The following is a 17,879-nucleotide window of genomic DNA, read 5'->3' as shown; positions in this document are numbered from 1 at the left end:
CTGGGCACGGCTACACCGACAGGTTCGACAGGGCCCACACGAACACCACGATCAGCGTGATGACGACGCCCACACCGACCGTGCCGGCGAGCGCCATTCCCGTTCCGGCAGAACGCCACGGAGCGGGCGCGGCCATCTTCACGACGAGGCCGGCGAGGGCGGAACCGAGCGCGATCCAGATGAACGAGTAGGCGTATTCGCCACCCTGCCAGCCGAACGACTCCAGGGCGTCGGTCTGGAAGGCGACGACGGTCAGCACCAGAAGCACCGCTGTGGTGGCGAACCCGGCCAGAGCGGCGAGGCGGCCACGGTCGATTTCGGTCACACGTCGAGAGTGCCGACGGTTCTCGCAGCGGGCATCGGTACAACTACTCAGCCCGGTAGCGTCGGGCCCGTGGAAGATCATGCGGGCATGACGGCGCGGCTGGCCAGGCGGTTCGGGCCGGAGGTCGCCGGCTGGTGCGCGGACGTCCCGGCGCTGGTGGACCGGGTGAGCGCGCGGTGGGGGCTCGTGCCGGGGAAGGCATTGGAACCCGGTGCCGTGTCGGTGGTGCTGCGGTGCCGGTGGGCCGACGGCACGCCGGCGGTGCTGAAGCTCAGTCCGGACACGGAGTTGCTGGCCGCGCAGAGCGAGATGCTCGCGCTGTTCGCCTCCTCGGGACGGGTGCCCGAGGTGCTCGCTCAGGAACGGGACGCCGTCGTGCTCGAAGAGGTGCGGCCGGGCACGCTCGCCGAGGACCTGCCGTTCGCAGAACTGCCCGGCCGGTGGGCCGACCTGCTGGCGGCGTTGCACGGTGTGCCGGCGTGGCCGGTGGGGTTGTTGCGCGGGCGGTGCGAGGAGTCCTTCGCACGGGTCGGGCGACGGCTGGCCGAACCGGTGATCGGGGCGCGCATCAGCGAAGCCCTGTGGAGCCGGGCGATCGCGCGGTGCCAGAAGCTGCTCGACACGGAGACGACAACGGTCCTGCTGCACGGTGATCTGCACCTGGGCAACGTGCTCGACGGCGGCGAGCGCGGGTTGATGGCCATCGATCCCAAGGCGTGCCTGGGTGATCCGTGCTTCGACGCGGCCGACCTGGTGGTGGCCGGAGCAGGGCAGGAGGGGGTGCGAGCCCGGTGCGAGGTCGTGGCGGCCGCGTGCGGGCTCGACGGAGATCGGCTGTTCGCCTGGAGTCAGGCGATCGCGCCGATGCTCGCCATCGCGCACCTCGCCCACGACGGTGACGAGGCGGCGATCGACGAGCTGCTCACACTCTGAGCAGGGAGACGACCCGGTCGCGCAGCGCGTGGGCGACGGAGTCGAAGCCGTTCTGCACATACGTCCGCTGCGCCTCGAAAACCGCGTCGGCGTACTTGCCGGTGAACGTCTCGAAGGTGCGGTAGCTGCACCGTTGTGGCCCGAGCGGCGTGATCAGCTGGTCGCGCGTGCCGAGCAGGCCTGGGAACGTGTCGCCGGTGTCGTAGCGCAGCAGACGCGGTGGCTCGACCTCGCGGATGTACTCGCGGCTGACGAACGTTCCCTCGCCGCCGTCCGGACGGGGCAGCGTGAGGTCGATCGGCGAGTCGATCTCCAGCGTCGTGGCGACCGCCAGCGTGTAGGGATTCCACTGTGGATAGTTCGGGTAGTCGAGCAGCACCTCCCACACGAAGGAAGCAGGCGCGTCGATCTCGACGACCACGGATTCGATGAGGTGAGTCATGCCGGCATGTACTCCCCGCCGTTGACGTCGAGCACGGCACCGGTGACCTCGGAAGCGTGCCGGGACAACAGGTACAGCACCGCGCCGGCACACGCGTCGTCGGTCGGGATGCGGCCCAGCGGGTTGCGGGCGGCGATCTCGTCGTAGACGTCCTGCTCGGTGATCCCGCGCGCCTCGGCGGTGAACTTGAGGTAGAAGCGCACGCCCGGCCCGTCCAGCCAGCCCATCACGGCCTGGTTCGCGCGGATGCCGTGCTCGCCCAGTTCCAGGGCCAGGAACTGGGTCGCGGTCGCCATCGCGGCCTTCGCCACGGCGTAGCCGCCCTCGCCGCGCATCGGTTTGCGGGTCGTCATCGTGCCGACGTTGACGATCGAACCGCGCCCGGCGGCCTTCATGTGCGGCACGACCTCGCGCGTCACGTTCAGCGCGCCGAACAGGATGATGTCCATCGACCGGCGGACCGCCTTCTCCGGCGTCTCCAGCAGGTCGAACCAGCCCGGGTGCCCGAACGCCGAGTTGACCAGGCCGGTGATCGTGCCGAACCGCGCCACGGCCGTTTCGACCAGCTCCGCCACCTGCTCGGGCCTGCGCACGTCGCACTGCACGCCGACGGCCTCGCCACCCGCGGCGGCGATGTCCTTCTCCGCCTGCTTCATCACGTCGGCGGAGCGGGCGGCCATCACGACCTTGGCGCCCTCGGCGGCGGCGCGGACGGCGAGTTTCGAGCCCAGGCCGGGGCCGACGCCGGTGATCACCACCACCTCGTCTTGCAGCATCACAGGTAGACCTCCGAGTAGAAGGCGAAGTCACGGCGCAGCCGGTCCTCGGACAGCCCGAAGTCCTCTGGCGTGTAGGAGTGCGAGCCGTGCCGTTCGGTGCGGTTGCGCGCCAGGTAGGTCTCGAACGCCGCCTCGTCGGCGGGACCGGCGGGGAGGCCGAGCGCGTCCAGCACCTCGCGGGCGACTTCGAGCGGTTTGCTGACGGTGTCGGCGAACCGCACGTCCACGAACCGGTCCGGTCGCGCGGACCGGGCGGCGGCGAAGTCCCGCAACGTCTGAGCGAATCGACGGGACCAGTATTGTCCTATGAGGACCGAATCGGCATTTTCGCTGTACTGCGAGGACATCGCGCGCACCATCGACGCGTACGACGGCACGGCGTTGACCGGAGAGCGGTGCGTCATCACGATCTTGCAGGTGGGGAACTCGTCCAGCACGGTGTCGACGGCGGTCAGGTGGTGCGGCGACTTGAGCACCCACGGCAGTGAGCGCTCAACGTTCTGCCACTGCAACACCTGCAGCCACTCGCGCAGCTCGCGGTACGCCGGGCGCTGGTCGGCGGACCGCAGCCAGTCGCCGTAGGAAGGTACCCAGTAGAACGAGTCGAAGCTCATCGACACGAACGTCCGGTCCAGCAGGATCACGTCCTCCTCCGGCCCGTCCCACACGACGGTGTGCAGGTCGCCGAAGTCGGGGGAGAGTTGCGAGAACACCTCCATGCGTTCCTGCGCACGACGTTTGCGCTGTGCGGCGTCCGGACCTTCGCCGGGGAACGGCAGCGGGTAGGCGACCTCCCACGACAGCGTGGACGTGACCTGGGGCGACGCCGCCAGCAGCCGGTGCAGCAACGTCGAACCGGTGCGCGGCAGGCCGCAGATCTCGGCGGCCACCCGGACTTCGACGTCGAGCACCTCGGGGTTGGCACGCTGCAACGCGCGCAGGCGCAACCGGTCGGACAGCAGCGCCGTCAGTCGATGCCTGGTCAGCTCGAACCCCAACGGGGACAGGGCGGCCTCGGTGTTGAGGCTGCGCACGAGCACGTCCAGCGGCTCGCGGAACCAGTCGTCACCGAAGTCCGAGAGCCCGGTCTTGGTGGAGGCCTTCTCCAGCAGTTCCGGTACGTTCAGCGCGGTCGTGACCGTCATCGAACCTCCTCCAGGGGCACCACACGGCACTTCGGGATCGGATGAACGCTCGCGCCGAGCCAGCGCAGCAACGCGGTGCCGGAACTGTGGCCGCAGGTGTCGATCCAGTTGCCGACACCGGGATCCTCGGCGGCGACCACGATCGTCAAGCGCCCTTCGGACAACGACGCCGTGTGCTTGTTGACGGTGATCTTGCGGCGGTGGTCGAGCGACTCCATCCACCAGTTGTCCAGCTGGAAGTTCCAGTACGGGCAGTCCGGCACGTCGGTCTCGATCACCCACGCCTCACCGGGCCCCAGCACCCAGTACCCGTGCAGGTAGAAGATCTCCGGATCGCCGCCGGCCCGCTGGAACATCTCCTGACCGAAGTCGGGCAGTTCGTTGGGACGCGCCATGAACGTGCGCGTCCAGTGCGCGAACGTCGCCGCGGTGCCGTGCACCGACAAAGCCGCCCGCTGCAACGCTTTCGCCAGGAACTCGGGCGTCAGCGCGGCCGGTTCGGCAGGGCCGCCGATCTGCTCGATGTGCCACTGACCGGGAACTTCAGAGCCCCGGTCGAGGTACGTCTGGCGCACCACCAGGCCGGTGGAGTCGGGGGCGAGCGGCAGCCAGTTCCCGTCGTGGGGAGCGGCGCTCGCGATGATCTCCACCGTGCCGTCCGGCGCGATCGTCAGGTCCGCGTCGGAGAGTTCGCCGGTCGACGCCATCGTGCCGTCCTTGGCGTACCGGTTGGCCTTCGACCCGATGCTGAAGTACGCGATGGTGCCGCGGGTCCCGGTGATGCGGTACGTGCGGTCGCCGCGGACGTTCGCGGACAGGTAGACGTTGTCCGGGTTGTCCGCGCCGATCTTCACGAGGTCGAGCTCGTGGAACCGCGGGAAGTCGGGATCGGCGTTGTCCAGGCAGGAGTACAGCATCTCGCGCGTGAGCCGGGCGAGGTACCGGTAGCCCTCCGCCCGGTCGAGCGGAGTGTCCGGCGCCTGGTCGGACAGGATCACCTCACCGGCCTTCTCCAGCGCCCGGCAGAACTGGGACCACGCCTGATCCGGCACGACTTCCTCCAGAATTTAGAACGTGTTCTAGCTGAACGTACACGATTTTGGACAACGTTCAACAGACGCCGAGCGTGCGAAGCCTGGCCACCACGGCGTCGGCCGCGGCCTGCGGGCTCAGCGTCGTCGTGTCGAGCCGGACCTCGGGTTCCAGTGGCGGTTCGTAGGGGGAGTCGATGCCGGTGAAGTTCGCCAGCTCACCCCTGCGAGCCTTGCGGTACAGGCCTTTCGGGTCGCGCTGCTCCGCCACGGCCAGGGGCGTGTCGACGAAGACCTCGCAGAACTCGTCACCGCCGACGAGGCTCCGTGCCAGCGCCCGCTCGGCCCGGAACGGCGAGATGAACGAGACCAGCACGATCAGCCCCGCGTCGACCATCAGCGCGGCGACCTCGGCGATCCGCCGGATGTTCTCGACGCGGTCGGCGTCGGTGAACCCGAGGTCGGAGTTGAGGCCGTGCCGGACGTTGTCGCCGTCGAGCAGGAACGTGTGCCTGCCTTCGGCGTGCAGCGTCTTCTCGACCAGGTCCGCGATCGTGGACTTGCCCGCGCCGGACAGCCCGGTCAGCCACACCACGCACGGCCGGTGCCCGTTGCGCGCGATCCGGGCCTGCTTGTCGACGGTGAGCGTCTGCCAGCGCACGTTCGACGGGCTCAGCGCGAAGTCGATCATCCCGGCGCCGACGGTGGCGTTGGACAGCCGGTCGAGCACGACGAACGAGCCGAGATCGCGGTTCACCCGATAGCTCTCGAACGGCACGGGCGCGTCGAAGTGCACGGTGTCGACGCCGATCTCGTTGAGCCCCAACGCCTTCGTCGCGGTGAACCCGACCGTGCGCGCGCCGATCTTCGCCAGGTACTGCCGGCCGGGCAGCAACCCGTCCTCGTGCAGCCACACCAGCCGCGCCTGGAACGAGTCCGCGACGCCCGGCGGATCCTGCGCGGCGCCCAGGACGTCGCCCCGGCTCGCATCGACGTCGTCCGCGAGCACGACGGTGACCGACGATCCGGTCGGCGCCTCGTCCAGGTCGCCGTCCATCGTGACGATGCGGGCCACGGCGGTGGTCCGGTTGCCGAGACGGACCGTCTCGTCTCGTCGGAGAGTTCCGCCCAGCACGCGCCCGGACAGCCCGCGGAACGTCGCGTCCGGCCTGTTCACCCACTGCACCAGGAAACGAGACGAGACGTCTCGTCTCGCCAGAGGTTCCACCGATTCCAGCCACTGCAGCAGGGTCGGCCCGTCGTACCAGGGGGTGAGCTCGCTGCGCCCGACCACGTTGACGCCCTCGGTGGCCGACATCGGCACACAAGTGATCGCGTCGAGGTCCAGCTCCGCGGCGAACTCCGCGAACGAGGCGCTGACCTCGTCGAAGACGTCCCGCGAGTAGCCGAGCAGGTCGAGCTTGTTCACGGCCACGACGACGTGCCGAACTCCGAGCAACGACACAATGCGCGCGTGCCGGCGCGTCTGGCTGAGCACGCCCTTGCGCGCGTCGAGCAGGATCACCGCGGCATCGGCGGTGGACGCGCCGGTGACCATGTTGCGCGTGTACTGCTCGTGTCCCGGGGTGTCCGCGACGATGAACCGCCGCGCCTCGGTCGCGAAGAACCGGTAGGCGACGTCGATCGTGATGCCCTGCTCGCGTTCCGCCGCCAGCCCGTCCACCAGCAGCGCGAAGTCCAGCTCGCCGCCGCGCGTGCCGACCCGCCGTGAATCGGCCTCCAGCGCCGCGAGGTGATCGGCGTACAGCAGCTTCGACTCGTAGAGCAGGCGCCCGATCAGCGTGCTCTTCCCGTCGTCCACGCTGCCGCAGGTGATGAACCGCAGAAGCTCCATCAGAAATACCCCTCCCGCTTCTTGCGCTCCATCGACCCGCTCTGGTCGTGGTCGATCACCCGTCCCTGCCGCTCCGAGGTCGTCGCGGTCCGCATCTCCTCGACGATCTCCGCGACCGTGCGGGCCTCGCTGCGGACCGCGCCCGTCAGCGGATAGCAGCCCAGCGTCCGGAACCGGACCAGCTCCTGGCGTGGTTCCGAGGACAACGGCATCCGGTCGTCGTCGACCATGATCAGTGCGCCGTCGCGGTCGACCACGGGCCGTCGCGCCGCGAAGTACAGCGGCACCACGGGAATCCGTTCGCGCTCGACGTAGCGCCACACGTCGAGCTCGGTCCAGTTCGACAGCGGGAACACCCTGATGCTCTCGCCGGGCGCGACCCGCGTGTTGTAGAGCCGCCACAGCTCTGGCCGCTGGTTCTTCGGATCCCACTGGTGCTGCGCGGTGCGGAACGAGAACACTCTTTCCTTGGCGCGCGAGGCTTCCTCATCGCGCCGGGCGCCACCGAACGCCACGTCGAACCGGTGCTCGTCCAGTGCCTGCCGCAGGCCCTGGGTCTTCCACAGGTCGGTGTGTCGCGCCGAACCGTGGTCGAACGGGTTGATGCCCGCGGCCACGCAGTCCGGGTTGCGGTGCACGATCAGCTCCAGGCCCAGCTCGGCGACCGTGGCGTCCCGGAACTCGATCATCTCCCGGAACTTCCACGTGGTGTCGACGTGCAGCAACGGAAACGGCGGCCTGGACGGGTAGAAGGCCTTGCGCGCCAGGTGAAGCAGCACCGAGCTGTCCTTGCCGATCGAGTACAGCAGCACCGGCCGCTCACTCTCCGCCACGGCCTCGCGGAAGATGTCGATGCTGTCGGCTTCCAACTGGTCGAGGTGGTCCACGCCCTGAGAGTAGCGACCAAACCGAACAACGTTCAATATGCTTCTGAACGTTGTTCAAAGTAAGCTCCGATTCGTGAGCACCGAGCAAACGGCCTGGGGTGACGCGGAGGGCAGGCGGCGCGACATCCTGTCGTCCGCCGAGCTGATCCTCGAAGAGCAGGGCTACGCGGGCCTGACCATGCGCGCGATCGCGGTCGGCGCGGGCGTCAGCTCCGGCACCGTCTACCAGTACTTCTCCGGCAAGGAGGACGTCTTCGCGGCGCTGATGGAACGCCGCCTGGACGACCTGCGACGCACCCTCGCCCAAGTCGACCGCGGCCTCGGCATCGCGGGCGTGCTCAAGGAGATCGAGCCCCAGATCACCGAGCTGTGGCGGCGTTTCGGCCGTTCGGCGGCGCAGTGGGAGGCCAAGGTGCTCTCCGGCGGCCGCAGGGGCAAGGAGGTCGCCGGATCGGCCCAGGACTACCGCAAGACGCTCAAGGCGCTCGCGAAGACGTTGAACGAGACCGCGGAAGCCTGCGGCCAGAAGCTGATCGACGATCCCGCGCTGCCGCACTGGGTCTGGGACTCGCTGATCGGCCTCGCCGACGACCTGCTGCTGCAGGGCGCGCGGATCAACCGGGTCAAGCCGGCTCAGCTGATCGAGTTCGCCACCGGTGCGATCGAGCGGGGCGTCATCGCCCGCTGACGAGCTGGTCGTAGCGCCGCCGGATGCTCGTGCCCAGCACGCTGACGTCGGCCCCGTAGACGTGGATCGAGATCGCCACGGAGCTGGAGTTGTTGCACACCTTGTGGATGTCGCCCGGCGGCACCAGGTACGACGCCACGCCCTCCGGGGTCTTGTTGACGCGCAACGGAATCAGCCGATCGCCGCGCAGCCGGTAGGTGGTCTCTTCCTCTTCGCCGACGTAGGTGCCGACGACGCACCACGAGACGTGGTCGTGGATGCACGTTTCCTGGCCCGGCAACCAGACCAGCGCCACGACGGAGAAGCTGCCGTCCGGCTCCACGTGCAGGACGTGCTGGCGGTACGCGTTCGGGTCGGGTTCCCGTTGCGCCGCGCTCAGCAGGAACGGGTCGGTGAGGTGGCCTTCGAGCGTCCTGGACACCCGTGCGGCGACGGCCGCGTCGTCACCACCGCCGGCGATCGCGGCCCGGAGCGAGCCCACCAGAAGCGTGGCCGTGGGGGAGAGCAGGCTGTGCGTCATGAGCGGGTCCTCCTTCGAGGAACGGGGAGATCAGCCGATCAGCACCGTGCCTGTCAGCACGAGGACGACGATCACCGTGGTCGAGAGCAGGCCCAGCAGCAGCACCGCCGGGCCGGAGCGGATGAGGGAACGCAGGCGCACCGCCGTGCCCAGGGCGAACATGCCCGCGGCCAGCAGCACGTTGTCCACGAACGTCGCCGCCGACAGCACGACGTCGGGCAGCAGACCAGTGGCGCGGATCGCCGCCATGGTCAGGAATCCGAGCACGAACAACGGCACGAGCGGCGGACGCTGCCCGGACGTCGGGTACTTGAGGCGTTCGGCGAAGCTCACGGCGGCGAGCATCGGCGCGAGCAGCACGACTCGCGTCAGCTTCACCGCGACGGCGATGGCCAGCGCGCCGGTGACGGGTCCGGCCGCGGCGACGACCTGCGCGACCTCGTGCACGCTGCCGCCCGCCCACACCCCGTACTGCGCGGGCGTGAGGCCGGTGAGCGGGAACAACGCGGGCAGACTGAACATCGCGACGGTGCCGAAGAGCGTGACCAGGCCGAGCGCCTTCGCGACGTCGTCCTCGTCCTGCTCGCGCACGCTGTTCATCGCGGCGACCGCGGAGGCGCCGCAGATCGAGAACCCGGTCGCGATCAGCAGCGACAGGCCCTCGCTCACCCCGAGCACCCGGCCTAGCCACCGCGTCACGACGAACGTGACGACCACGGCGACGACCGCGAGCAGCAGGATCTCGTAGCCGAGCTTCAACACGTCCTGGAAGACCAGTTTCAGGCCGAGCAGCACGACACCGAGGCGCAGCAGACGGCGTCCGGCGAGCTTCACGCCCGGAGTGACCGACCGCGGCAGCGTCACGACGTTGGCCACGACGGCACCGAGCAGCACCGCGACGGTGAGTGCGCTGACCGAGGGCTGCAGCCAGGACACGACCATCGCGACCGCGACACCGCCCGCGACCAGGGCCAGGCCGGGCAGCACCGAGTCGGTCGTGCGCGGAGTGGTCCTGACGATGCCCATACCGCCAACCATGACCAGTGCGAGCTATGCGCAGTAGATGGCCATTTGTTGGGGGCGTATAAGGCGCGCTTATGCCTTCGCCGACGCGGAGATCAACGCGTCCACGGTCGCGCGCATGATCGGCAGTGTGATCAGGTCCGGCCACGTGTACAGCGAGGTGAGCCGTTGCGCCGCCGAGGCCACCTCGACCACGGTCAGACCGGGGTGCTTCAGGAACGACAACAGCAGCCTCGGCACCAGTGCGACGCCCAGACCTGCGGTGACGAGACTCTGGATGGCCAGGTTGTCGTCCGTCGAGCAGGTGATGTCCGGGACGAACCCGGCCGCCCCGCACGCCAGGTGCAACGCGCGCTGGCACCGCACACAACCGGCGATCCAGCGTTCCTCAGCCGCCTCGGACAACGACACGCGCTCGCGCCCGGCGAGCCGATGGCCCGAGGGGACCAGCAACGCGAGCGGTTCGCGCAGCAACGGCACGCTCAGCATGCCGTTGACCGTGGCCTCGTCCTGCGGTTCGTCCAGGTAGCTGAAGCTCAGCACCACGTCGACCTCACCGCGCCGCAGCAGCGCGAACGAGTCCGGCGGCTCCTCCTCGACGAGTTCGAGCCGCAGCTGAGGCCGTTCCTCGGCCAGGATCGCCGCCGCCGCGGGCACCAGCGAGACGTTGGCGCTGGGGAACGCGCAGATCCGGATCGTGCCGATGTCGTGCGTCGCGATCGCGCTGACCTGCTGGTGCGTCGTCGCCAGCTGGTCGAGCAGGTCCGACCCGCGTTCGGCCAGGATCCGGCCGGCCTCGGTGAGGTGCAGTCCGCGACCTGTCCGCACGAACAGCGGCCCGCCCACCTGCCGTTCCAGCGCCCGCATCTGCTGGCTGACGGCGGGCTGGGTGCAGTGCAGCAGTCGCGCGGCGGCGCTGAACGATCCGGTTCGCGCTACCGTCGCGAAGACCTCGAGCTGGCGGGTGTCGAACATTTCCGCACTGTAAGCCTCACTTGCCGGTGACGAGCGAGTCCAGCGTCGCGCCGTTGTGCTCACCGCAGTGGCGGCGGGACGCGTCGAGCGTCATCGGTTTCTCCGCCTCGGCGGGTCTGCCGACCTGCCCGAAGAGCCGTCTGAGCAGTTCGATCTGCTCGTCCAGGCCTGCCCGCAGGAAGTCCCCGCAGCTCGACTGGACGGTGAGCCGGTTGTCCGACGGCATCAGGTCCACCGGCCCGAGGACGAACAGCAGGGCGATGACGATCGCGAGCCCGAAACCGATGACCGCGCCGCTGGTGGAGCTCTTGCGCGGTGCCAGCCAGATCTCGGCCTGTTCCACGAACGGCTCGGCGGGCGACAACTCGGTGTCGATCCAGAACTCGATGCTGTCGCCGCCGGTCACGTCGAACTGGACGTGCCCGGCGGCGAGCATGATGCGCACTATCTGGCCGCGGTCGTAGGAACCCGTCCAGAACGGCTCGGGCCGCACGAGCACCAGCCGGTCGGGCAGCAGGAACACGACGTCGCGCTCGCCCCTGGCGAGCCGCTCGGTCTGGCCGGGGCCGACGACCGTGCCGGCCAGGCGGGCCATCACCAGGGCGTGTTCGTGCTCGTCGAGGGCCTCGGCGGCCGACGACCACAGATCGGGTTCCACGTCACTGCTATCGCTGCAGGCAGGGACGTTAGTTAGCCGTGGCCGCCGAGGTTCCTCCGAATGCCGTTCTAGAAGGTCAGCTTCCAGGAGTTGATGTAGCCGGTGTCCTGCGCCGCGACGTCCTTGACCTGCAGCTTCCAGGTGCCGTTCGCGACCTCGCTCGACGCGTTGACCGTGTAGGTCGCCACGACGTTGTCGGCACTGTCGTTGCTGCTCGAAGCCTTGAGCCGGTACGCCGTGCCGTCCGGGGCGATCAGGTCGATGACCAGGTCACCTCGGTAGGTGTGCACGATGTTGACGTCGACCTTCAGCGTCGCCGGGGCGTTGCCGGTGACGCCCGAGACCGTGATGGGGCTGGTCACGGCCGCGCCGGCGTCCGGGATGGCCACGTCGGCGGTGTTCTCGAACGAGTTGCCGGGAGGAGTGCCGGTGTCGACCGCGGCGTACGCGTCGGCGCGACCCTCACCGAAGAAGTTGTTCTTCGCCGTGGTGCCGCTGCAGCGGCTGTCGGTGCAGCTCAGGTCGTCCGCCTGGGTCACCAGCAGCGTGCGCAGCTGGGCAGGGGTGGCGGTGGGGTTGGTGGACTTGAGCAGCGCGGCGACGCCCGCGACGTGCGGGGAGGCCATCGACGTGCCGGACTTGGAGCCGTAGCCGCCGCCGGGGACCGTGGAGTAGACGCTGTCACCGGGCGCCGCGACGTGGATCTTGTCGGTGCCGAAGTTCGAGAACGACGACTTGGCGTTGCCCGAGGTGATCGACGCGACGCTGACGACGCCGGAGACCTCGGTCGGGACGCTCAGGCAGGCGTTGGTGACGGTGCGCGTCGCCGGAGTGGAGTCGTTGGGGCTGGTCGTGTCACGGGACTTGCTCGCGAGGTTGTAGTTCTCGTTGCCCGCCGCGGCGACGCTGAGCACGCCCTTGCCCTCGGCGTAGGCCACCGCGCGCTTCACGCCTTCGAGGATCGCGTCCTGGTCGGCGTTGTCCGGGCAGTTGAACAGCCACGGGTCGGTGTAGTAGCTGTTGTTGGTCACCTCGAAGCCGCGGTCACCGGAGAAGACCATGGCGCAGATGGTGTTCTCGGGGAAGAACAGCCCGCTCGGCTTCTCGGCGATGCGCACCGACGCGATCTTCACGCCGGGGGCGACACCGATCACGCCACGCCCGTTCTTCGCGGCCGCGATCGTGCCGGCCACGTGCGTGCCGTGCGTGTCGGTGTCACGCCACGAACCCGCACGCGTGTCGAGCTTGCCGTAGGCGCACGAGCCGGAGTTGGCGGCGTCGAAGTTGCCCTTGAGATCGTCGTGCAGGTCGTCGACACCCGTGTCGAGCACACCGACCGTGACGCTGGACGACCCCAGGTTCTTCGCCCACGCCTTGTCGGCACCGATCTGGGTCATGTCCGAGCGCACCGGCTCGGTCGTCGACGGAGCGGCCTGCGACTTCGCGGCGGGAATCGGCGGGTTCGCCGCTTCGGCGGGGATGTCACTGGTGCGCGTGGCACCGACCTTCTGCACACCGCTGATGGTGCGCATCTTGGTGGCGAAGTCAGCGGCACCGGAGTGCGCGACGATGACACCGATGGCGTCGTAGCTCGTCCACACCGTGCCACCGTTGCTGCTCACAGCCGTCGCGGCACCGGCGGTGGCACCGGGCGCCGTGATGACGAGATAAGCACGCGTACCTGCGGCGGGTGCCGCCGCGGCGGGGGTGGCCGCCGTCAGCACACCGGCGCCCACGGCCGCGGCGATGACCGCGGTCCGCAGGCGTGATCGTGAACCCAGGAACACGATTCCTCCAACTCCTAAGCGGGCGTTGCCCGCGCACTTCGCGCGGGTGCAGGGGCCCGTCGAGTCATTAGAGGAGGTGGGACGGCATTCGGGACGCGCGATTTCAGAAATGCCCCGTTCGGCTCACTACGAACGTCGCACGTCAGGCGTGGCGCGTGAACAACCCGACGAAGTGGTTCATGTCGGCCTGCACGCACGCCTCGTCGGCGTGTTTGCCCGTGCAGCCCGGCGCCCACCCGCTGCCGTCGCCGTAGTCGGAGAAGTGGAACCCGATGCCCGCCGCGGTGAGGTTGGCGGCCGTGACCAGTGCGGTCTCCCTGGCCCGGTGCTCGAACACCGCCTGGATCGGGTTGACCGTCAGGTCACCGCCGTTGCCCGTGTACAGCGCGACGCCCATGCCTCGGAGGCTTCCGACGTGGTGCGCCGGGCTCTGCGCGTTCCAGATGCTGTCGAACGGCCAGATCGGCGGCCCGAAGACCGCGTCGGCGTTCACGGTCGGCGTGCCACTCGCCGGGTTGACCAACGTGGCCGTGATCGCCGCACGCAGCTCGGAGTTCCGCAGGTCGAGCCCGCCGGAGAAGCTGCCGGCGTAACCGAACAGGTCGGGCCGGTGCTCGGCGTAGTGCAGCGCCCCGAAGCCGCCCATCGAGTGCCCGACGATCGCGCGATCCGCCTTGGCCGCCTTCGTGCGCAGGTTGGCGTCGACGAACGGGATCACCTGCTCCAGGTGGAACGTCTCCCAGTTCTGCGGCCCCGCGGCGCCGGGGTTGACCCAGTTCGAGTACCAGCCGCGGCCACTCCCGTTGGGCTGCACGGTGATCAGGTCCTTGCCGGCCGTCGCCTTCTCGACGACCCGCTGGTTCCACTGCGCGTCGGGCCGGTCCGGGTGGCCGTGCAGGTAGTACTGGACCGGGTAGCTCTTGGTCGTCGCGTTGTAGTCCTCCGGCAGCGTGACGACGATGGCGTGCCTGCCGGGTTCCTGGCCGTCCAGGAGAGTCGGCGTGGGCACCTGGTTCGTGGACACGCTGAAGATGAACGTGCGGTGGTTGTCGTCGACCCACCGCGGCTGGCTCGTGACGACCAGGCCGAATCCGTCGGTGAATTGCGGTGGTGACGCCTCGGCGGCTTTCGCCTCGGGACTGGACAACGCCAGTGCGGCGGTCAGCACGGCGAACAAGCACGTTCCGCGTTTTCGCGCGGTGCGAAATCGAATCGACATGGAATTCCCCCTCCGGTTTTCTTTCGAGCACGTCGATCATGGCGTTGTGCCTGCTCGGTGACCAGGCCAGGGACCGGCCATTGGTGGCCGATTGGACACGCCGAGCCGCATTCCGGGACCCTGACGCCATGACCGAGCCGTCGAAGCAGTTCCCGATCCGGGCAACGACCTCGGGATTCGGTTCGGTGCTGAAACTGGGGGCGGTAGGGCGGCGAAGAAACGGCCTGGTGAATTCGCAGGCGGAGAAACTCGCGGAAACCATGAGCCGGCACTGCCGCCGGGAGGAGGAGAACCGCGGCCTGTACGACCCCGGCCCTCTGGCGGTCCGATGGCGGGCGCGGACCGCCCTCGGCGCGGGGAAGGAGGAGGACACGATCGCGGACGTCTACCGGAACCTCCCCGGCGAACGGCTGGTCGTGCTCGGCGAGCCCGGCTCCGGCAAGACGATGCTGACGATCCGGTTCGTGCAGGAGTTCGTGCGCGACCGCGCCGCCTCGGACCCGGTGCCGGTCATCTTCAGCCTCGCGTCGTGGGACCCGGCGCGCCTCAGCCTGCGCGACTGGCTGATCGAACGGTTGTTGCGCGACCACACGGGCATGGACGCGCAGGTTCCCGGCGGTACGAGCCTCGCCGCCGAACTGGTCGAGGACGGCTGGATCCTGCCGGTGCTCGACGGCTTCGACGAGATCGCGTCCGGTCTGCACGACAGAGCACTGGAGGCGCTGAGCTGCTCGACGCTCCCGTGGCTGCTGACCAGCAGGCTCGGCGAGTACGAGAAGGCGAGCCGCCCGCTCGGCAGGTCGGCGGCCATCGAGCTGTCCGGCGTCACCGCGGCCGACCTCTCCGCCTACCTGCCGGACACCGGCGAGTGGGCGCCGGTGCTCGCGGAGATCGAGGCCCATCCGGAGGGCCGCCTCGCCAAGGTGCTGCGGACACCGCTGATGGCGTCCCTCGCGCGAAAGGTCCACAGCGGCGCCGAGAGCCCGTCCGCGTTGCTCGACGCGAAGAGGTTCCCGGACGAGGCCACCACCGAGGAGCACCTGCTCGGCGGGTTCGTGCCGGCCGCTTACCGCGACTGCCGCCGGTGGGATCCCGACGACGCCCGCCGGTGGCTCGGGCACCTGGCCCGGCTCGGCACGCGGGATCTGGCGTGGTGGGAGCTCGGCGGCGTGGTGAGCCGCTTCCGGCGCATCGCCTCCGTCGTGGTGGCGGTGTCGCTGCTGACCGCACTCTTCGACTGGATGATCTACATGCCGGTGTACTCGGCCGAGTCGGGCATGGCGAAGGGCGTGCGCACGGCGTTGCTGGAGGGCATGTTCTTCGCCCCTACCGCCGGCATCGTGTTCGGCCTGATCTACGGCGTGATCACGATGCGAGGCCACGTCGTCAGGCCGTCGCGGGTGCGACTGCGGCTGCGCGGCCCTCGCACAGGACGGTCATTGCGCGGCTCGATCGCCCTCGGCCTGAGCGGAGGATTCGGGCTGGGAATCGGCTACGGCGTGGTGACCACCCTGCTGCGCGTGTTCTTCGACGAGTTGTTCGGAGACGTCCCAGAAGAGGTGACCATCGCCGACGTGCTCGTGATGACGGTCGTCAACTCGATCGCCTGGGGCCTGATCTTCGCCGTCGCGGGTGGCGCGGTGCTCGGCCTCGCGGCGGCTCTCGAGTCGCCGCTCGACATCAGAAGGGAGTTCGACCCCGTCAGCCTTCTGGTCGAGAACCGCGTGACCGCCCTGCGTCAGGCCGCGGCGTTGGTTCCGGCGGTCACTCTCATGTTCGTGCTCAGCAGCCTCCTGGTCATCGTGCTGCTCGACGGGGTGGTCGCCGTCCTGGAATGGCAGCCTCTCGGCCTCCTGGCGATCGGAGGCATCAGCGGCTGCGTCGGCGCGCTCGGTTACCTGGTCACGTTCACCGCGTGGGGCCAGTGGCTGATCCTGGCCCGCTTCTGGTGGCCGGTGACCGGGCGGATGCCGTGGGCGATGATCGCGTTCCTCGAGGACGCCTACGAACTCGGCGTGCTGCGGCAGTCCGGCGCGAACTACCAGTTCCGCCACGAACGGCTGCGCGACCACCTCGCCCGCCACTAGTCCGCGGCAGGGTCGTAGACGATCCGCCCCTGGTCGAACGCCGGCGTGCGCATCCCGCGTTGCACGCTCTCCACGATGCCGATGTCCTGCTGCTGCAACACCTCGTCGATGTAGCGGACGCCGTCCAGTTCCGCGGCGGTCAGGTCGGTGGTCTCGAAGTAGAGCCCAGAACGGTCGGCAGGCGTTCGAAGCCGCGCAGGATGCGGGTCGGGCGGCGGCGCGCGCCCGGCAGCGGGGCGAGGTCCGGGAAGCGGTCGAAGATCGTGCGCAGGCCGATCTCGCCCTCCATGCGCGCGAGCTGCGCGCCGAGGCAGTAGTGGCGGCCGGCTCCGAACGACACGTGGTCGCGGGCGTTCGGGCGGGTGACGTCGAACGCCGCCGGGTTCTCGAAGACGGACGGGTCGCGGTTGGCTCCGGCGAGCACGGTCGTGATGAGCTGGCCGCGGCGCACGGGAATGCCGGCGATCGTCGTGTCGCGGGCGCACATGCGGCCGGTCAGCAGCACCGGCGGGTCGTGGCGCAGCACCTCGTCCACGGCGTTGCCCCACAGCTCTGGGCGGGTGCGAAGCATCTCGAGTTGCGCGGGATGCTTGGTGAGCAATGAGATTCCGTTGCCGAGGAGGTTCACGGTGGTTTCGAAACCGGCGGCCAGCACGAGGCCCGCGGTGGCCTTCAGCTCGCGTTCGGTGAGGCCTGCGCCGTCCTCGCGGGCGGTGATCAGGCGGCTGAGCAGGTTGTCGCCGGGGTTGGCGCGCAGGGTGTCGAGGTGGCGGGAGAGCCAGGCGTCGAACGTGTTCAGGCCGGTCTCGACGTTGCGGAACACGCGCCACGACAGGCCCAGGTCCAGGCTCGGGGCGGCGGCCGCGCCGAGAGCGAGGACGGTCGCGCGTTCCTGGGGTGGCACGCCGAGGATCTCGCTGATCACGGTGACCGGCAGCAGGCCGCAGTATGCCTCGATCAGGTCGACCGGGCCGGCCGGGTCGAGGTCGTCGAGCAGGTCGTCGGCGATCTGCTGGGTGCGGACGCGCAGCTGTTCGACGGCGCGGGCGGTGAAGACTCGGGTGACGAGCTTGCGGTAGCGGGTGTGGTCAGGCGGTTCGACGGCCAGCAACGACGGCGGCTGGACGGGGTGCATCACATCGGTGGCGGACCACGCGGCGAGCTTGCCGAGGATGCCGGCTCCGAAGCGGGGGCGGGCCGTCACGAACGCGTCGTCGGACAGGATCGCCTTGACGACCTCGTGCCGTGTGGTCGTGTGGCCGATCTTCGTGGCGGCGAGCGGGCCTTGGGCGCGGATCTCGTCGAACAGGGCCGTCAGATCGGCGCCGGTGGAGGCCTCGACGGTGATGCGGCCCTGCAGATCGCCGCGGCGGGCGGCCAGGCGCAGCACGGCACGCGGCAGGGCGTGGCCGATGCTCCAGCGCACAGCCGGTTTGACGTGCTCCTCAGCCAGGCTCGTCACGGTTCGCAGCGTGCCCAGTACGCCGCGGTGAGTCAAGGTCTCGGCCATCCGGCGGAACCCGTG

17 protein-coding genes are annotated in these 17,879 nt (G+C 69.4%); 3 read left to right on the top strand and 14 right to left on the bottom strand.

Translation table 11 applies throughout. The annotated features are described in order from the left end of the window. Window positions 1–10 precede the first annotated feature (10 nt). Window positions 11–325 carry a hypothetical protein gene (locus SK854_RS03840; protein WP_319973536.1) on the bottom strand — a complete coding sequence of 105 codons (315 nt, stop codon included), beginning with the start codon at window positions 323–325 and terminating at the stop codon, window positions 11–13. A gap of 69 nt (window positions 326–394) precedes the next feature. Here SK854_RS03840 and SK854_RS03835 point away from each other — a divergent pair, with 69 nt between their 5' ends. Beyond that, a complete protein-coding gene (locus SK854_RS03835) occupies window positions 395–1,258 on the top strand; it encodes an aminoglycoside phosphotransferase family protein (RefSeq protein WP_319973535.1) in 864 nt (287 codons plus the stop codon). Here SK854_RS03835 and SK854_RS03830 read toward each other — a convergent pair. From SK854_RS03830 to cysD, 6 genes are read right to left on the bottom strand one after another with little or no spacing between them, the layout of a single operon-like run. Further along, the gene (locus SK854_RS03830) at window positions 1,248–1,700 is read right to left on the bottom strand and encodes an SRPBCC domain-containing protein (protein ID WP_319973534.1); all 453 of its coding nucleotides are present in this window, start codon (window positions 1,698–1,700) and stop codon (window positions 1,248–1,250) included. The two genes, SK854_RS03835 and SK854_RS03830, sit on opposite strands and share 11 nt — an antisense overlap. Then, window positions 1,697–2,476 (bottom strand): SDR family oxidoreductase, encoded by a 780-nt coding sequence (locus tag SK854_RS03825; RefSeq protein ID WP_319973533.1) that lies wholly within the window; start codon window positions 2,474–2,476, stop codon window positions 1,697–1,699. Before SK854_RS03825 ends, SK854_RS03830 begins: the two co-directional genes overlap by 4 nt. Next, window positions 2,476–3,624 (bottom strand): sulfotransferase family protein, encoded by a 1,149-nt coding sequence (locus SK854_RS03820; RefSeq protein WP_319973532.1) that lies wholly within the window; start codon window positions 3,622–3,624, stop codon window positions 2,476–2,478. The genes SK854_RS03825 and SK854_RS03820 overlap by 1 nt, the downstream gene beginning before the upstream one ends. Further along, the gene (locus SK854_RS03815; RefSeq protein ID WP_319973531.1) at window positions 3,621–4,676 is read right to left on the bottom strand and encodes a DUF1214 domain-containing protein; all 1,056 of its coding nucleotides are present in this window, start codon (window positions 4,674–4,676) and stop codon (window positions 3,621–3,623) included. Before SK854_RS03815 ends, SK854_RS03820 begins: the two co-directional genes overlap by 4 nt. Window positions 4,677–4,734: 58 nt before the next feature. Then, window positions 4,735–6,510: an adenylyl-sulfate kinase gene (cysC, locus tag SK854_RS03810; protein ID WP_319973530.1), complete on the bottom strand. Its 1,776-nt coding sequence runs from the start codon at window positions 6,508–6,510 to the stop codon at window positions 4,735–4,737. Beyond that, entirely contained in the window at window positions 6,510–7,397 is an 888-nt protein-coding gene (gene cysD, locus SK854_RS03805) for a sulfate adenylyltransferase subunit CysD (protein ID WP_330277719.1), read from the bottom strand. Before cysD ends, cysC begins: the two co-directional genes overlap by 1 nt. Before the next feature lie 73 nt (window positions 7,398–7,470). Here cysD and SK854_RS03800 point away from each other — a divergent pair, with 73 nt between their 5' ends. Continuing rightward, entirely contained in the window at window positions 7,471–8,085 is a 615-nt protein-coding gene (locus SK854_RS03800) for a TetR/AcrR family transcriptional regulator (protein ID WP_319973528.1), read from the top strand. Here SK854_RS03800 and SK854_RS03795 read toward each other — a convergent pair. The 6 genes from SK854_RS03795 to SK854_RS03770 all read right to left on the bottom strand — a co-directional run bounded on the left by SK854_RS03795 (window position 8,072) and on the right by SK854_RS03770 (window position 14,216). Continuing rightward, window positions 8,072–8,605 carry a cysteine dioxygenase family protein gene (locus SK854_RS03795; RefSeq protein ID WP_319973527.1) on the bottom strand — a complete coding sequence of 178 codons (534 nt, stop codon included), beginning with the start codon at window positions 8,603–8,605 and terminating at the stop codon, window positions 8,072–8,074. The genes SK854_RS03800 and SK854_RS03795 overlap by 14 nt on opposite strands. Window positions 8,606–8,635: 30 nt before the next feature. Next, the gene (locus SK854_RS03790) at window positions 8,636–9,631 is read right to left on the bottom strand and encodes a YeiH family protein (protein WP_319973526.1); all 996 of its coding nucleotides are present in this window, start codon (window positions 9,629–9,631) and stop codon (window positions 8,636–8,638) included. A 69-nt stretch (window positions 9,632–9,700) separates the two neighbouring features. Beyond that, entirely contained in the window at window positions 9,701–10,603 is a 903-nt protein-coding gene (locus SK854_RS03785; protein ID WP_319973525.1) for a LysR family transcriptional regulator, read from the bottom strand. Window positions 10,604–10,619: 16 nt separating this feature from the next. Further along, window positions 10,620–11,261: a hypothetical protein gene (locus SK854_RS03780; protein WP_319973524.1), complete on the bottom strand. Its 642-nt coding sequence runs from the start codon at window positions 11,259–11,261 to the stop codon at window positions 10,620–10,622. Window positions 11,262–11,329: 68 nt separating this feature from the next. Next, window positions 11,330–13,048, bottom strand: coding sequence for a S8 family peptidase (locus tag SK854_RS03775; RefSeq protein WP_319973523.1), 1,719 nt, complete (start codon window positions 13,046–13,048; stop codon window positions 11,330–11,332). Between the two features lie 142 nt (window positions 13,049–13,190). Continuing rightward, complete coding sequence (locus SK854_RS03770; RefSeq protein ID WP_319973715.1) at window positions 13,191–14,216, bottom strand: alpha/beta hydrolase; 1,026 nt, start codon at window positions 14,214–14,216, stop codon at window positions 13,191–13,193. 179 nt (window positions 14,217–14,395) lie between these two features. Between SK854_RS03770 and SK854_RS03765 the strand changes: the two genes are divergently transcribed. Continuing rightward, a complete protein-coding gene (locus SK854_RS03765) occupies window positions 14,396–16,354 on the top strand; it encodes an NACHT domain-containing protein (RefSeq protein WP_319973522.1) in 1,959 nt (652 codons plus the stop codon). 139 nt (window positions 16,355–16,493) lie between these two features. On the opposite strand, the gene SK854_RS03760 is transcribed toward SK854_RS03765, so the two are convergent. Then, window positions 16,494–17,864 carry a cytochrome P450 gene (locus SK854_RS03760; protein WP_406601725.1) on the bottom strand — a complete coding sequence of 457 codons (1,371 nt, stop codon included), beginning with the start codon at window positions 17,862–17,864 and terminating at the stop codon, window positions 16,494–16,496. Between the last annotated feature and the right edge of the window lie 15 nt (window positions 17,865–17,879).

The sequence above is a fragment of the Lentzea sokolovensis genome (assembly GCF_033949975.1).
Classification (GTDB): Bacteria; Actinomycetota; Actinomycetes; order Mycobacteriales; family Pseudonocardiaceae; genus Lentzea; species Lentzea sokolovensis.
Note: the sequence above shows the minus strand (reverse complement) of the source record. Positions and strands in the feature narration are given on the sequence as shown.

What these genes read in the sequence shown, in the direction of transcription:
- SK854_RS03790 (WP_319973526.1), bottom strand. Translation starts at nt 9,631, where the DNA reads ATGGGCATCGTCAGGACCACTCCGCGCACGACCGACTCGGTGCTGCCC.
- SK854_RS03795 (WP_319973527.1), bottom strand. Translation starts at nt 8,605, where the DNA reads ATGACGCACAGCCTGCTCTCCCCCACGGCCACGCTTCTGGTGGGCTCG.
- cysC (WP_319973530.1), bottom strand. Translation starts at nt 6,510, where the DNA reads ATGGAGCTTCTGCGGTTCATCACCTGCGGCAGCGTGGACGACGGGAAG.
- SK854_RS03785 (WP_319973525.1), bottom strand. Translation starts at nt 10,603, where the DNA reads ATGTTCGACACCCGCCAGCTCGAGGTCTTCGCGACGGTAGCGCGAACC.
- SK854_RS03820 (WP_319973532.1), bottom strand. Translation starts at nt 3,624, where the DNA reads ATGACGGTCACGACCGCGCTGAACGTACCGGAACTGCTGGAGAAGGCC.
- SK854_RS03760 (WP_406601725.1), bottom strand. Translation starts at nt 17,864, where the DNA reads ATGGCCGAGACCTTGACTCACCGCGGCGTACTGGGCACGCTGCGAACC.
- SK854_RS03830 (WP_319973534.1), bottom strand. Translation starts at nt 1,700, where the DNA reads ATGACTCACCTCATCGAATCCGTGGTCGTCGAGATCGACGCGCCTGCT.
- SK854_RS03825 (WP_319973533.1), bottom strand. Translation starts at nt 2,476, where the DNA reads ATGCTGCAAGACGAGGTGGTGGTGATCACCGGCGTCGGCCCCGGCCTG.
- SK854_RS03765 (WP_319973522.1), top strand. Translation starts at nt 14,396, where the DNA reads ATGACCGAGCCGTCGAAGCAGTTCCCGATCCGGGCAACGACCTCGGGA.